At 41.3% G+C, this 14,977-nt stretch carries 18 protein-coding genes; 14 read left to right on the top strand and 4 right to left on the bottom strand.

The features are described from left to right. The first annotated feature begins 15 nt into the window (after positions 1–15). The 11 genes from gvpA to gvpU all read left to right on the top strand — a co-directional run bounded on the left by gvpA (position 16) and on the right by gvpU (position 5,623). Entirely contained in the window at positions 16–279 is a 264-nt protein-coding gene (gene gvpA, locus WCV65_RS16675; protein WP_035412262.1) for a gas vesicle structural protein GvpA, read from the top strand. Positions 280–355: 76 nt separating this feature from the next. After that, positions 356–622: a gas vesicle protein GvpO gene (gvpO, locus tag WCV65_RS16670; protein WP_035412425.1), complete on the top strand. Its 267-nt coding sequence runs from the start codon at positions 356–358 to the stop codon at positions 620–622. A 27-nt stretch (positions 623–649) separates the two neighbouring features. Further along, positions 650–1,564, top strand: coding sequence for a gas vesicle protein GvpN (gene gvpN, locus WCV65_RS16665; RefSeq protein WP_338777999.1), 915 nt, complete (start codon positions 650–652; stop codon positions 1,562–1,564). Between the two features lie 12 nt (positions 1,565–1,576). Beyond that, entirely contained in the window at positions 1,577–2,341 is a 765-nt protein-coding gene (locus WCV65_RS16660; protein WP_035412258.1) for a GvpL/GvpF family gas vesicle protein, read from the top strand. Beyond that, on the top strand, positions 2,338–2,595 hold the full coding sequence (locus WCV65_RS16655) for a gas vesicle protein GvpG (protein WP_035412256.1): 258 nt from the start codon (positions 2,338–2,340) through the stop codon (positions 2,593–2,595). Before WCV65_RS16660 ends, WCV65_RS16655 begins: the two co-directional genes overlap by 4 nt. 9 nt (positions 2,596–2,604) lie before the next feature. Continuing rightward, the gene (locus WCV65_RS16650) at positions 2,605–3,447 is read left to right on the top strand and encodes a GvpL/GvpF family gas vesicle protein (RefSeq protein WP_035412254.1); all 843 of its coding nucleotides are present in this window, start codon (positions 2,605–2,607) and stop codon (positions 3,445–3,447) included. Continuing rightward, positions 3,425–3,685, top strand: a complete 261-nt coding sequence (locus WCV65_RS16645; protein ID WP_035412251.1) for a gas vesicle protein — start codon at positions 3,425–3,427, stop codon at positions 3,683–3,685. The genes WCV65_RS16650 and WCV65_RS16645 overlap by 23 nt, the downstream gene beginning before the upstream one ends. After that, positions 3,660–3,968, top strand: a complete 309-nt coding sequence (locus WCV65_RS16640; protein WP_051860830.1) for a gas vesicle protein K — start codon at positions 3,660–3,662, stop codon at positions 3,966–3,968. The genes WCV65_RS16645 and WCV65_RS16640 overlap by 26 nt, the downstream gene beginning before the upstream one ends. A 45-nt stretch (positions 3,969–4,013) precedes the next feature. Further along, on the top strand, positions 4,014–4,322 hold the full coding sequence (locus WCV65_RS16635; protein WP_338782332.1) for a gas vesicle protein: 309 nt from the start codon (positions 4,014–4,016) through the stop codon (positions 4,320–4,322). A gap of 54 nt (positions 4,323–4,376) precedes the next feature. After that, a complete protein-coding gene (locus tag WCV65_RS16630; protein ID WP_338777989.1) occupies positions 4,377–5,219 on the top strand; it encodes a YtxH domain-containing protein in 843 nt (280 codons plus the stop codon). A 26-nt stretch (positions 5,220–5,245) separates the two neighbouring features. Continuing rightward, positions 5,246–5,623, top strand: coding sequence for a gas vesicle accessory protein GvpU (gene gvpU, locus WCV65_RS16625; protein WP_338777987.1), 378 nt, complete (start codon positions 5,246–5,248; stop codon positions 5,621–5,623). A gap of 103 nt (positions 5,624–5,726) precedes the next feature. Here gvpU and WCV65_RS16620 read toward each other — a convergent pair whose 3' ends face one another. The 4 genes from WCV65_RS16620 to WCV65_RS16605 all read right to left on the bottom strand — a co-directional run bounded on the left by WCV65_RS16620 (position 5,727) and on the right by WCV65_RS16605 (position 10,560). Next, positions 5,727–6,089: a P-II family nitrogen regulator gene (locus WCV65_RS16620; protein WP_035412240.1), complete on the bottom strand. Its 363-nt coding sequence runs from the start codon at positions 6,087–6,089 to the stop codon at positions 5,727–5,729. 17 nt (positions 6,090–6,106) lie between these two features. Further along, positions 6,107–7,333, bottom strand: coding sequence for an ammonium transporter (locus WCV65_RS16615; RefSeq protein WP_035412237.1), 1,227 nt, complete (start codon positions 7,331–7,333; stop codon positions 6,107–6,109). A 224-nt stretch (positions 7,334–7,557) separates the two neighbouring features. Beyond that, positions 7,558–9,051 carry a peptide MFS transporter gene (locus tag WCV65_RS16610; protein WP_338777983.1) on the bottom strand — a complete coding sequence of 498 codons (1,494 nt, stop codon included), beginning with the start codon at positions 9,049–9,051 and terminating at the stop codon, positions 7,558–7,560. Between the two features lie 138 nt (positions 9,052–9,189). After that, positions 9,190–10,560, bottom strand: a complete 1,371-nt coding sequence (locus tag WCV65_RS16605) for a L,D-transpeptidase family protein (protein WP_338777981.1) — start codon at positions 10,558–10,560, stop codon at positions 9,190–9,192. Positions 10,561–10,723: 163 nt separating this feature from the next. Between WCV65_RS16605 and WCV65_RS16600 the strand changes: the two genes are divergently transcribed. From WCV65_RS16600 to WCV65_RS16590, 3 genes are all read left to right on the top strand, one after another. Then, entirely contained in the window at positions 10,724–11,149 is a 426-nt protein-coding gene (locus tag WCV65_RS16600) for a VOC family protein (protein ID WP_338777979.1), read from the top strand. Positions 11,150–11,430: 281 nt separating this feature from the next. After that, positions 11,431–14,082 carry an ATP-binding protein gene (locus WCV65_RS16595; protein ID WP_338777977.1) on the top strand — a complete coding sequence of 884 codons (2,652 nt, stop codon included), beginning with the start codon at positions 11,431–11,433 and terminating at the stop codon, positions 14,080–14,082. Positions 14,083–14,097: 15 nt separating this feature from the next. Continuing rightward, positions 14,098–14,955, top strand: a complete 858-nt coding sequence (locus tag WCV65_RS16590) for a protein-glutamate O-methyltransferase CheR (protein WP_035412226.1) — start codon at positions 14,098–14,100, stop codon at positions 14,953–14,955. Positions 14,956–14,977 lie beyond the last annotated feature (22 nt).

Here is a 14,977-nt window from a genome sequence, read left to right as displayed (position 1 = left end):
AGGGAGAAAGATAAAATGGCTGTTCAAAAAAGTACGGATAGTTCAAGTCTAGCAGAGGTAGTCGATCGGATTCTGGATAAGGGTGTAGTAATTGATGTTTTTGCCCGCGTATCACTGGTAGGTATTGAACTTATTACAATTGAAGCCAGAGTCGTTATTGCGAGTGTTGATACATGGCTCCGCTACGCAAATGCTGTAGGGCTGCTTAGAGATGACGTGGAAGAAGATAACGCACTGCCGCAGCAGTCGAACGAACGCGATAAACAATTCAGCATCTAACAGAGACTAAAAGAAGCCTGCCGGGGGAATAAAGACCCGGCGGCTCCTTTTAAATGTGAAAACGGCGGTGAATCCAGTGAAGATTAAAGAAGTAATGAAATCATTAAATGAATTCTTCTCAGAGCATATAGCTCCCCCCCATAAAATAACTTCCATTGAACCTACTGAAGAAGGATGCAAAGCTGTTGTGGAAGTCGTGGAAGAACGTGAATATATGAGAAAGTATGCCAAGGATGAAATGCTTGGGGTGTATGATGTGACATTGGATGCGGAATATGATGTGACCTCATATACCCGTAAAAGTCTAAGACCGAGAAGCGCCATGATGGATGAACAGGAATAGCAGACAGCGTGATTGGAGGGGTAAGAGATGACCGTACTGAAAGAAGCTAAACAGGCTGGAGCAAAAAATCCGGATACTTTTTATAAAGAAGCATTTGCGGACATTATGGAAAGATCCGCTTCTTATATTAAGGCCGGATATCCAGTCCATTTTACAGGCCCATCCGGAGTAGGGAAAACCACCCTTGCTCTCAATCTTGCGAAAAAGAGAAAAAGGCCTGTTATGCTCATGCACGGAAATCACGAACTTTCCAATGCAGACCTAATTGGTTCCTTCACAGGATATACAAGTACTAAGACAGTCGACAACTACATCCGTTCCGTTTATAAAAGAGACGAAAATGTAACAGAGACTTGGAAAAACGGAAGGCTGCTGGAAGCTGTACAAAATGGGTACACCCTCGTTTATGACGAATTTACCCGATCCAAGCCGTCGACGAACAATCTGTTTTTATCGATTCTCGAGGAAAAGGTTCTTCCCCTATACGGCACTAAGCATACAGAGCCTTTTGTTAAGGTGCATCCTGAATTTATGGTCATCTTTACGAGCAATCCTGATGAATACGCTGGCGTTTATCAGACTCAGGAAGCTCTGCTTGACCGGCTGATTACCATACCGCTCAGCTTTATTGAACCAGAAACAGAAGCAGGAATTATAGCCAAAAAAACAGGCGTCACAGCAGAAGAGGCAAAAAGCATTTCTCACTATACATCCAGTCTAAGGGACCTATGCAGGAAAAAAGGCAAGGAAGGTCCGAGTCTAAGAGCTTCCATAATGATTGCACAAATGGCGTATGATCAGGAAATTGAGATTGATGGAAAAAATGAAGCCTTTCAGCAGCTATGCCAGGATATTGTCTGGTATCAAATGCGAAAATCTCTTGAAAATGAAAGTGATGCTAAGATTCAGCAAATCATTCTATCAGAATGCAAGAAAATTTAGGGGTGACCATTGATGAGCGAAACTGGAATATATATTTTTTGCGGCATACAACAGCCTGAAACAGGTGCAGATTTCGGCGAAATGACGCTAGAAGGAAACGACTACTCTATTTTTACTATTCATTATGAGGATGCAGCGATTGTTGCTGCAGAAGTTCCAATGAAGATTTACCATCCGAACAAGGAAAATGTAATGGCCCATCAGCAAGTTGTGTCTTCCGTAATGAAGAAAAATGATACGGTGATTCCAATCAGCTTCGGAAACATCTTTAAATCCCAGGAAGATGTTCAGATGCTATTGAAAAATCTTTATCCGCAATTCAGCAAGCTTTTCCCTGAAATTAAAGGGAAAATGGAGCTTGGTTTGAAGGTTGTCGCGAAAGAGGACTGGATCAATGAAGAGCTTTCAGGCCGCAGCGACATTCTAAAAATGAAGGATTCGGTTAAAGGCAAGTCTGAAGAGGCAAGCTATTACGACCGAATCAAGCTTGGCGGAATGGCTCAGGAGTTTTTCGAGAAGCTTCAGAGGCAAATAAAAAAAGAAGTATTTGAACCACTGCAGCAAATTTCAGAGGCAGCAAACAGCAATAAACTGATTGGTGAAAAGATGCTTTTAAATGGCGCATTCCTTGTTGACCGTAAATATGAAGAACTGTTTGACAGCAAAGTAAATGAAATCCATCAAAAGTGGGAAAATAAAGTAGACTTCCATTATTCAGGACCATGGCCTGCTTATAACTTCATAAACATCCAGCTCAAGGTAGAAGAAACCTCATGATTCATAAACTCTTCACCGCCCCATTGAACCTTGTGGTCAAGGTAGGAGAGAAGATAAAAGAAGAAGCGGATAAAGAGCTGTTTGATATTCCGACGATTCAGCAGAAGCTTATCCAGCTTCAAATGATGTATGAACTGGAAGAAATAGAAGAGCAGGCTTATAAAGAGCAGGAAGAACAGCTGTTAATGAGATATGAAACGGCTAAAAGACTGGAAATGGAAGAATACGAAGAGATGCTGAAGCAGGAGAAGTGAGGGATTAATATGAGTAAGTTAATTTATTTATACGGGTTGGTCCCTACTGAAGAAGCAGCGGCAGCAGCAGTGCCATCTTTTAAGGGATTCGATCAGGAGCATGATGGCTATTCTATAGAGTTCGGAAGTGTAACAGCGGTCATCTGCGAGCTTGATCCGGCTGAATATTCCGAAGAACAAATTAAAGAAAAAGTAAATGAGATGGAATGGCTTCACGAAAAAGCATTCCATCACCATGAAATGCTTATGATGCTTGAAAAAAGCTACACACTCATACCAACAAAATTCTGTACCATTTATTCATCACTTGAAAGCCTGACCGAAACGGTGAATCAGTATCAGGAGCGTATGCTCGAGCTATTCAGGTATCTGGAAGGCAAGGAAGAATGGAATGTGAAAATTTATAGCGATGACAGCCAAATGAGAGAGTCATTTGCAGAAAATAATCCGACTGTTTTGGCCAAGAAAGAAGAAATAGCCCAGCTTCCGCCCGGAAGACAATATTTTGAAAAAAGAAAGCTCGAGCAGCTTGTGGATCGTGAAATGGAACTTGAGAAAAACAGGATTTGTGAGCAAATTCATGAAGACCTGGTTCCATATTCCGACGACAGCACGATTAAGAAAACATGGAGCCAGGATGTAACGGGCAGGGATGAGCAAATGTGCTGGAACAGCGTTTACTTGCTCCCTAAGGACCAGATAGCGCAGTTCAAGGAAAAAATTCAGCTTGCAGCGGAAGCTCATCAGGAATCAGGCTGGAAGTTTGAGCCGACCGGACCTTGGCCGCCCTACCATTTCGCAAATCTGCTAGCAGGTGAGGAGAGAAAACATGGATCAGCCCCGGCAAATTGATAACAGCGATGTATCCTTGCTCGATATCCTGGATGTCATTCTTGATAAAGGCGTAGTACTGAGAGGGGATCTCATTATTTCAATTGCCGGAATTGATTTGATTTATCTTGATTTACGAGTCTTGATTTCTGCTGTGGAAACCCTTGTAGAAGCAAGCGGAAATAATACACTTTCATCGACCGAAATGGATCGTGAAAGAGAGGAGCTTGTTTATGTCACAGAATCCCGCAGGCGCTAAAACCGGACTTCAAAGCAGCAATGGAAAGATCAATCTGGATCCGGATTCTGCTGAGCAGGGTCTTGCCCAATTAGTCCTGACGGTTATTGAGCTTTTAAGACAGCTTGTAGAACGCCACGCCATCCGCCGTGTTGACGGAGGAACGCTTACTGATCAGCAAATTGAGGATCTTGGGGTTGCTCTTGCAAACCTTGAAATAAAGATGGAAGAAATGAAAGACATTTTTGACTTAAAAGATGAAGACTTAAATATAGACCTTGGCCCTCTCGGCAATTTGATTTAATCATAGGGATCGCCAACAAAGCGAGGAGGAATTAAGGTGAATGAAATTCAGCATAACAGCGGCTCGAGTTCGATTGTAGATGTTCTTGAGAAAGTTTTGGATAAAGGTGTAGTCATTGCCGGTGACATTAAAATCGGCCTGGCGGACGTAGAACTTCTTACAATCAAGATCAGGCTGATTGTCGCCTCTGTGGATAAAGCGAAAGAAATAGGCATGGACTGGTGGGAGAATGATCCTTATCTAAGCACCAAGGCTGCCAATAACAACAGTGAGGCGCTTGAAGAAGAAAACAAACGCCTGAATGAAAGAATTAAATCATTGGAAGAAAAAATGGATTCTCAAAGACTCGTTTAATAAAAAATAGATTTGAAGTTTGCTAACTTAATTGAACCTTAGGAGGAATAGAAAATGGAACAAAACAATCAAAAACAATCAAAAGTAAAACCGGTAAAAGCAGAGAATAGCAAGCAGGATAAACAGCAAAGCCAAGATAAGACGGCTAAAGCTAAACGTCCGGCTGTTGATAAAAACTTCCTGTCCGGATCACTTGTAGGAGCACTTGCAGGAATCGGCGCTACATTGCTTCTTGCTCCTAAAACAGGGAAAGACATGAGGTCGTCTATTGGAAAGCAATCATCTTCTGTATTAGACAGCTGCAAGCAATTCGGAGGCAGCACGAAAGAAAAATTGTCCTCCCTGAAGGACAAAAGCACATCCAAAACGCAGGAAGCAGCCGACAAGATTAAAAAATCCGCTCTGTATATCGTGAAAAAAGAGGATAAATCAAAGTCTGAAGAGCAGGAAACAGCTGAGAATGAGCAGAAGGATGCTAAATCCCAAACAGCAAGCACAGCCACTGAAGAACAAGAGGAAACGTCATCTGCAAAAGAAAACGAAAAGATGATCCAAAGTGCAGTTGATGAAGAGAACGAATCAAAAATAGATGATACAGATCATAATAAAGAAGAAACGAATGAAGTGAAAAATACAGCAGGAACTGAAGAAGCGGATTCAGATAATCAGGATGAAACTGATGATCAAGATGATAGCGAAACTGGATCAGGTGCCCAGGCTAAGATGGAAGAAGAATCTGTTGTCGAAACAGAAAAGCCTAAGCCTGCTCCTGCTAAAACAGCTGCGCGGACAAGAACAGCAAAAGCGAAGAAAGCACCGGCTGCAGCAAAGAAAGCAGCGGAAGAGAGTAATGAAACAGTCGTAAAGAGTGAAGATGATACAGTTCAATCAAACTAAATAGATGAATTAAAGGAGGGCCTGTCATGAGTGGAAGTGCGAAGGATAGTATTTTGGAAATGCTGACGCACGCAGCAAATAAGCATGATTTCTCACTGGATATTACGTTAAACATGAAGGGTTCTCTTATTACCGGAACACTCGTCTCAGCCAGAGAATATTTTGAAGAAATGAGCGGGAAATTCGAGGGGGGAAATGACCTCTCCAAAGCAATCAGCGAAAAATTGCTGGATGCAAGCAAGCAAAACGTTGAGCAGGCAGAGGATGTTACGTTTATCCATCTGAAGAATACGAGGATCTATTGCGGAGACAGCAAGCCGACTCCTTCAAAAAGCGAGTTTTTATGGAGAGGAAGACTGGATCAGACAGATGGCTTCTTCATTGGTAAAATCTCTGAAGACTAAGAGTTTTTTTAGAAAAGTGAGCAATGGATGGCCTAATTAAACGAGTAATTATCTTTATCTCTATAAAAAGCCAATCGGATTTTCCGATTGGCTTTTAAACTTCTTAATCTTTATTTTGCAAAGCCTCGCAGCCTTCATCACCATTTCGAATCTTAATGGCATTTGATAACTCATAAATGAAAATCTTTCCATCTCCGGGTTTGCCTGTTTTAAGAATTTTGCAGGCGAGATCAATGACATCCTGTACCGGAACCTTGCAAACAACAATTTCAATTTTGAGGCGTTCATACATATTTATTTCTTTTTTCACTCCGCGGTAGAGCTCTGTAAATCCCTTTTGGAGACCGGCACCGAAAACATTGGACACTGTTATCCCGCTAACCCCTATTTTAACGAGCTCCCTTTTAAACTCTTCAAAACGGTCCGGACGGGAGATAATTTCGATTTTGGTTAATTTATCACTCATAATTTACGCCCCGCTTCCTAAAGGTTAGACTCTTGATAAGCTTTTTCGCCATGTAAGGTAAGGTCAAGACCCATTGATTCCTCTTCTTCACTGGCACGGATGCTTACTACAAAGCTTACAGCTTTAATTAGTATAAAAGTGACCACCCCTACGAAAACATAGGTTGCACCTATTGCAATCAGCTGTTTCAGCAATAGCCCTGCATTTCCGTAAAAAAGTCCGTCAGCACCGGCAGAGTTTACAGAAGTAGTAGCAAATAGTCCTGTTGCAATTCCGCCCCATGTTCCTCCAATGCCATGTAAGCCAAAAGCATCTAAAGCATCATCATAGCCGAGCTTTTCTTTAAGGAAGAAAACTCCCCAGAAGCATACGGCCCCTCCCACCAGTCCGATTATGATGGAGGCGGACGGAGTAACAAAACCGCATGCAGGAGTGATAGCGACCAGACCAGCTATTGCTCCTGAAATTGCTCCCAGCATCGTAGGTTTTTTATTGATAAGCCATTCTACGGCAATCCAGCCGATAATTCCAGTAGCTGCAGCGGTGTTTGTATTAATGAATGCCGTCATCGCTACATCGTTAAGTGTAAGAGCACTCCCAACGTTAAAGCCGAACCAGCCAAACCAGATGAGTACTCCCCCGAGCAAGGTTAATGGAAGATTATGAGGAGATACGGAATTTTTGCTTTTTCTCGTTCCGATAACAAGGGCCAAAACAAGACCTGCTACGCCGGAAGAAATATGAACTACATTTCCCCCTGCAAAATCCAATGCGCCTAAATCACGCAGCCATCCTCCTACACCCCAAACCCAGTGTGCAACAGGGGCATATACAAGGAACGTCCACAAAACACTGAACAGGACAAAGGCTGAGAAGCGCATACGTTCTGCGAAAGCGCCTGAAATAATTGCACATGTGAGAACAGCGAAAGTAAGCTGGAACATCATATACAAGCTGTGAGGGATTGTGGCGCTGTAATCAGGATTAGGCTCAAAAGAAACGCCTTGAAGTCCCACCCAATCCAGTCCGCCTATAAAAGGGTTTCCTGCTGTTGAAAACGCAAGTGAATAGCCTGCGATGATCCATAAGACCGAAATAATAGCAATAGAGCTTAAGCTGTACATCGCTGTGCTGAGTACATTTTTGCTTCGAACCATGCCTCCGTAAAATAAGGCAATACCAGGTGTCATTAGCCAAACTAGCAACGTTGCTACAAACATTAATATCGAATCGCCCATCTGCATTGCTGATTCCTCCCCTAAGTCAATTGAAATACTTCATGTTAGTTTATATGACATCAGTTGTTATATAAAGTATCATATGTGAAAGGAAGCAGAATATCAATAAGAATTTTCAAATAAATCAAATGTTTTTTATGTAAACGAATACAACGTGTTAGAAAATCTAACATATAAAAACGTAAAAAAGATCCACCCTCCTTAGAGAGTGGATCTTAAATGGATTTACTTTATCTTACACCCTTCATAAGCCTTTGAATAGCAGGGGAAACCGTGAATAGAATCAAACCGAGAACAATAGCTAATCCGCCTATTATTCCAAAATATACAATCTCGGTTTCGGGTTTGTAAAATCTAACCACCTGTGCATTCATTGCTTGAGCTGCTGCACTTGTTAAAAACCATAAGCTCATGGTTTGCGAAGAGAAAGCAGAAGGTGCAAGTTTAGTTGTAGCGGATAATCCAACTGGAGACAGGCAAAGCTCTCCAATAACAACTAAGAAGAAGCTTAGAACGAGCCACCATGGATTAACAAGTGATTCTGTTCCATTAATGGAGGCAGGGAAAATCATAACAATGAACGATAGACCAGCGAAAATCAGACCGAAAGAAAATTTCTTAGACGTTGAAGGCTGGCGGTCGCCAAGCTTAATCCACATCCAGGCAAATAACGGTGCCAATGTGATGATGAATAAAGGATTTAATGATTGGAACCAGGAAGCTTTCAATTCGAACCCGCCGATGTTCAATTGAGTGCGCTCAGCAGCATATGCAGCCAGGATGGTAGAGCCTTGCTCCTGAATCGCCCAGAATACCATTGCGGCGATAAACAGCGGAATGTAGGCAAGCAGCCTTGACTTTTCAACGGCAGTTGTCTTTTTGCTGTTATACATCACAAGAAAGTATGTGGCAGGAATAAGAATACCAAGAATACTTACTATTAAGATAAATAAATCGATGGTTAAAATACCTTGCTGAGCTAATACAAAACCAATGATAAGGACAATCGCAGCCCCAATCCCGATTTGTGTAAAAGTTTTCTTTCTTTCAGCAGGTGTCAGCGGGTTCGGAACGTATGAACCTGCTTGTCCAAGGTTTTTCTTTTTAGTAGCTGCAAAAACAATTAATCCCAGAAGCATTCCGATTGCAGCAAGTCCAAATCCTAAATGGAAGCTGTACATTTCTCCAACTGTTCCGACAACTAATGGGGAAAGGAAAGCACCCATGTTGATTCCCATATAGAAAATGCTGAAGCCTGAGTCGCGGCGTTCATCTTTTTCAGTATAAAGGTCACCAACAATGTTTGAAATATTAGGCTTTAACAGACCTGTACCAAGAACAATCAATACCATAGAAACTAAGAATGCAGTAAACGTTCCTGGTAAAGCAAGTACGATATGACCGAACATGATTAATATTCCGCCGTAAAAGACGGTTCTGGTGGATCCTAATATTCTATCTGCTACCCATCCGCCGATAATTCCGGACATATAAACAAGAGATCCGTAAATGGAAGTAATAGCCAGTGCGGTTGATTGGTCAATGCCCAGTCCGCCTTTTGAAATACTATAATACATGTAATACACAAGAATGGCTTTCATTCCATAATATGAAAATCTCTCCCAGAATTCAGTGAAGAATAGGGTGAATAAGCCTCTTGGATGTCCGAAGAATCCCTTTTGAGGGACACTTGCTGCTACTTTATCATGGTCCAAAGGTGTCATTTAAATTACCTCCCTCTTATAAGATACTATATTACTATCATCTTTAATTCGTTGTCAAAATATTTCGAGTTGAAAAATTAGGTAAAAAGCATGATTTTGAAAAGGATTACATAAAAAAAACCCTTAGTTAAGGGTTTTCTAGCCAAGCTTTTTATTCAGTTCAATATAACGTTTGTTTAAGCTTTCATCAATTGTTTTAAGTAAAGGATAGCCGAGATCCTTTTGAATTTCGATGGAGCGGTCCTGAAGTCTTTCCAGCTTTCGGAGTTCTTCTGCGGCTTTAGAAGTGGAGCCGGATTTTACAAGTGCATCAATTTTATTCATTAAGCGATGCATGGAAACTTGATAAATTGTCCGCTCGCGCGCAATTTTTGCAGGTTTTACATAGAGCTTCAGCAAAGAATCGCGGTTTGCCGATCCGTAAACTTCGCCAATCTGTTTCTCTGTTTGGGCAATAGCTGCGGATACTCGGTTATATTGACTGTCGATCGAGATTAGATTTGAGCTTGTAATGGCCTTGTTGTAATCAGCTGTCCTGATTTGCAGCATCATTCCGTAAAGGCTTGCCTCCTGGCTTTCCAGACTCCTATTGATAGGTGCGGGAAGGGGTGGATAGCCGCCGGCTTTTTTAATCTGAACTGCACGGTTTTTAAGACGATTCAGTGTTTGCAGCTTCGATTCTGCTTTCGAACTATTTTTGGCTGATACGTCTGCTTTAATTGAATTCATCAATCTAAATTGTGAAATTTCATAAATGCTTCTTTCAACCGTTTTTTTAGCAGGGTTCAGGTATTTTTTTCCTAATTCATCCCTGTTGCTTATACCGGAAACTTTGCCGATTAGCGATTCTGCTTTCTTTAATTCATTTGTTAATCCATCGTACAATCCGTTTACTTTTGAAATACTTCCGGTATTGACAGCCGTTTGATACTGAGCCGTTTTTTGAAAAAGGATTTTCCCTTGGCTGTCAGCAGCTGCATAGCGGGAATAATCCGCATTTAAAGAGTACCCGTTTTTCTTTGCAATTGTTTCAAAGGATTCACTGGATTTTAAAATAACGGCTTTCGTCATTTTATTCACCTGAGGATAAAGCCATCTGACTTCTGAATTATGCATTCTGATGCAGCCTGAACTCACATAGTGCCCGATGGAGTTTTCATTATTATTGCCGTGAATTGCGTAGGTTGTCCCGTAGGTTCCTCTTGCATCAAGTCCAAGCCATCTGTCCCCTAGAGGATTTCTCGGATCTCCTCCTGGGATATTGTCCTTATAATATGGCCGATTCATGATCTTTGTGACAACCCGAAAAGTCCCTTCTGGAGTTAAGTCATCACTTCTGCCTGTCCCTATGCTGAAAACACGAACAAGCTTGCCGTTATTAAAAAAGGCTAATTTGTTGATAGCTTTATTTACAATGAGTAATTGTTCTCCGCTTGCTGAAGCCGGAGTAACGTGTCCGCCAAGCAAAAAACTGAAAATAAGAACAAAACTTAACGTTATTTTTTTCATAATGCCCCCTGTATTTCTATATTTATATAAATATACCAATTAATTATAATCATAATTACCTGATAAATATGTAAAAATTTGTAGAAGTGGAAAAAATATTTAAAGGACAAAGGGAAAAAGTGCTGAACATTTTATGATAGCAAAGTTAAAAGGAGGAAAAGAAATGATCCCTCAAAGAGTATCGCTCCTAACGATTGGAGCAAGAAATGTAAAAAATCTCAGGATGTTTTATCAAAAGCTCGGATGGACAGAAGCGGAAATCAGTTCAGATCAATATGCGGTTTTTAAAACAGCAGGGGTTCTTCTCTCACTTTATCCCCTGGAAGAACTTGAGAAAGATGCTGAAGTTAAACTGATTAGCGAGGGATATAAGGCAGTCTCATTTGCAATAAATGTAGATGAATCGCAGCAAGTAGATGAAGCAATTGAAGAGATAAGGAGGGCAGACGGTGAAATTCTCCGTGAACCGAGTGATGCTTTCTGGGGAGGGAGGATTGCATATTTTGCAAATCCGGAACAGAATCTATGGGAAATTGCATGGAACCCCTCTTCGGTATTTGATGAAAGGGGAGCGATGCTTGAATTCTAATAAAATGTAAAAAAGGCACCTGAATCATCAGGTGCCTTTGCGTATTGCGGCGAGGGACCAAACGCCACATCGTTTGTACCTAAAAGGTGCGTCCCCCGACTTATGCAACTCAGCTCATCGCCCTAGTACTATAACACATTGTTTGTATAGACACAAGCAGTTTTTTTTATTAGTGGAAAACAGGGTTGATAAACCAGGGCGTAAATGTGTTTTGCTAATAGGCAGTAAGCAGTAATTAGTATATAATCTCTTAGAGAATACAAAAGGGGACGAAGGAAACCATGAAAATCGGAATTAGGAATAAAATCCTATTCGGCTATGGCGTCATATTAATTTGCTTAATTATTTCAATTTTACTGATAAGCAATCAAATATCACAAATGCAAAAGCAGAGAAATTTCATAATAAATCACGATATCCAGGTTTTTGTTTTAACCGGTCAGGTTGAAAAGTCACTTCTGGAAATGCAGACCGGCCAGAGAGGCTACGCCATTACTGGAAACAATGAATATGTGAATGCCTACGAGGTTTCCAGAGATTATTTAGAAGATGATTATGCTGAGCTTTACAATTTAATCAAAGATAATCCCTCCCAGCAGGATAAACTTCAATCTATTAAGAGTTCAATCGATAATTGGATTACCAAAACAAGTGAACCGATTATCAGATTAAAAAATGATGGGCAGGATGCTCAAATCCGGAATTTCTATTCGCAAAATCCGGATGCATCTGCGATTAAGTCGGTCCGCGATCAGTTTGAGACATTCCGCGGTACTGAACTGAATTTAACGAAACAGCGGGCAGCGAGTCTCGACACGCAAAACTTATCATTGCGATACACCATGTATGGTCTGATCGTTCTCACGACAATTATTGCACTTGTGATTGGACTTGCCATTTCCAAATCCATCGTTTCTACGGTTCAGCAGGTTATTGGCAACATTAAAGCAATGACAAGCGGGGGAAATCTATCCAGCAGGCTGAATGTACGGACAAATGATGAAATAAAAGAACTGGCAATAGCCACAAATGGATTGCTGGATGTTATGGAAGACCGCAGCTGGGTGCAAACCGGCATCAATACGGTGAATACCCAGAATCAGGGGATTTCTTCCCTTGAGCCGCTTGGAGAAACCTTCCTAAAAAACCTTGCTGATATGACAGACTCGGCAATGGGTGCTTTTTATGTGAAAGACGGCGATGTTTTTGTGAAAAAAGCCGGATACGCATTTGGAACGGAAAATGCCAAAAACTCATTTGCCTATGGCGAGGGACTGGCGGGGCAGGCAGCTATTGACAAGAAGGTTGTTTGCGTTAATGATTTGGGTGCTGATTACCAGCCCATTTCCACCAGTATGGGGAATATTAAACCGAGCAGTTTGATTGTTGCGCCAATTCTTTATAAAAGCAATGCGATCGCCATTATTGAACTATCAAGCTTAGGTGATTACGAGCAAAAGCATATTGAGCTTCTTGAGGCTTTGACCGAGTCCATGGGGCTCACCGTTAACAGTGTGCTCGGCCAAATGGAGATTAAACGCCTGCTTGCTGAATCACAGGCAATGACAGAAGAACTTCAGACTCAATCAGAGGAACTGCAGACCCAATCAGAGGAACTTCAGATGCAGTCAGAAGAACTGCAAATGATCAACGAGCAGCTTGAGTCCCGGAGCGAAGATGCAGAGGACAAATCGAAAGAGCTTGAGAATGCAAAAGAGGAGCTTGAAGCTCAGGCAAAGCAGCTTATGGCTAGCTCCAAGTATAAGTCGGAGTTTTTGGCGAATATGTCTCATGAGCTAAGGACTCCGCTAAACAGCATTCTTATTTTGTCAGAAATGCTTGCAGAAAACACAGGGAAGAAGCTTGCCTTGGAAGAACAGGAATTCGCAGAAATTATCCATTCATCCGGCCAGGATCTTCTAAACTTAATTGATGAAATACTGGATCTTTCCAAAGTAGAGTCAGGAAAGCTTGAAGTTCATTTCAGCGAAGTAAATGCAGCTGGAATCCCTGAATATATTGACCGGAATTTTGCTCATATTGCTGCCCAGAAGGGACTGTATCTGAATATCACTAAATCTGATGCAGTTCCAGATATAATCTATACAGATGAAAAGCGGTTAAACCAAATTATTAAGAATCTGCTTTCTAACGCATTCAAATTTACGTCAGAAGGCGGCATCACAGTCAATATCGATACAATTCCGGAAAATCAAATCCGCCTTACAGTTAAAGATACAGGAATAGGAATACCTAAGAATAAACATGATATTATTTTTGATGCCTTTCAGCAGGGAGATGGAGCTACTGTAAGGAAATATGGGGGAACAGGACTTGGCTTATCCATCTGCAGAGAACTGGCCAAACTGCTTGGCGGCAGCATTTCACTGACAAGCGAAGAAGGAAAAGGGAGTACGTTCACATTAAGTATTCCTGTTCACCCCGATTTATCCGGTATTACAGAAGAGCAGAAAACACAGATGGAGGCGGCCGCTGCGGCAGAAATAAAAATTGCCCCGGCAATAACTCAGGCAGAACCTGCTGCGGAGGGAAATGCTTTTGCTGGCAGAAACGTATTAATTGTCGATGACGACCACCGAAATATCTATGTACTTGAAGCAGCATTAAAAAATGAAGGCATGAACGTCATTTCAGCAGAAAACGGACAGAAATGCCTGGATATACTAAAAACAAACGACTCTATCGATTTAATCTTAATGGACATTATGATGCCTGTGATGGATGGCTACGAAACGATGAAAACCATTCGTGAGGATTATAAAATGACCGAGGTTCCAATAATTGCCTTAACAGCTAAAGCCATGAAAAATGACCGGGAAAAATGCCTTGAAGCAGGAGCCTCTGATTACATCAGCAAACCGCTTAAAATGGAACAGCTGCTTTCTGCAATGAGAGTCTGGCTTACAAACTAAAAGAGGTAAGAATATATGGAAGAAAATAAATCAACAAATACGGATGCTGCGTTATTTAGTCACCGGGAAGAAATTGAAATGGATTTGCTTCTTGAAGGGGTCTATCGTTTATCTGGCTATGATTTCCGCAACTATATGCGTTCTTCTATTGGAAGAAGGATTCAGAACCGCATGAGAATGGAGCAAATCCCTACTATATCGAGACTTCTTGAACAAGCTATTTATGAGCCGGAGATGCTCGATAAGCTGTTAAATGATTTTTCGATTAATGTAACGGAAATGTTTAGAAATCCAAGTTTTTTCAAAACCTTCCGTGAACAGGTCGTCCCGATTCTCAAAGAGCTCCCTGCGATTCGAATTTGGCACGCCGGGTGCTCTACCGGGGAAGAGGTTTATTCCATGGCGATTCTTCTTGAGGAGGAAGGCCTCGCAGAGCGTACCCATATCTTTGCAACAGATATGAACGAACGAGTCCTTGAGTTAGCCAAACAAGGAAGATTTGTGCTTAACAAGATGCAGAATTACACGAAAAACTATTTTCTATCCGGAGGCACCCGTTCATTTTCGGAGTTTTACACAACAGATGAACGATTTGCCTATTTAAAGCCGGAGCTTCTGAATAACATAAGCTTTGCTCAGCACAATCTTGTAACGGATCAATCATTTAATGAATTTCACGTCATCATCTGCAGAAATGTCCTTATTTATTTTACCGGGGCTTTGCAAAATCAGGTTCATCATCTCTTTCACGAAAGCTTATGTGATGGAGGATTTATAGGATTGGGAGATAAAGAGTCTCTGAAATTCACAGAAGTGGCTTATAATTATCAGGAGTTTAATGCCAGTGAAAAAATTTACCGGAAAATAACGTGAATTCTAAAAGCATAAAAATACC

It is taken from the genome of Metabacillus sp. FJAT-52054, from assembly GCF_037201815.1.
Classification (GTDB): domain Bacteria; phylum Bacillota; class Bacilli; order Bacillales; family Bacillaceae; genus Metabacillus_B; species Metabacillus_B sediminis.
The sequence above is the reverse complement of the archived record's forward strand: the minus strand, read 5'-3'. Positions and strand labels throughout refer to the sequence as shown.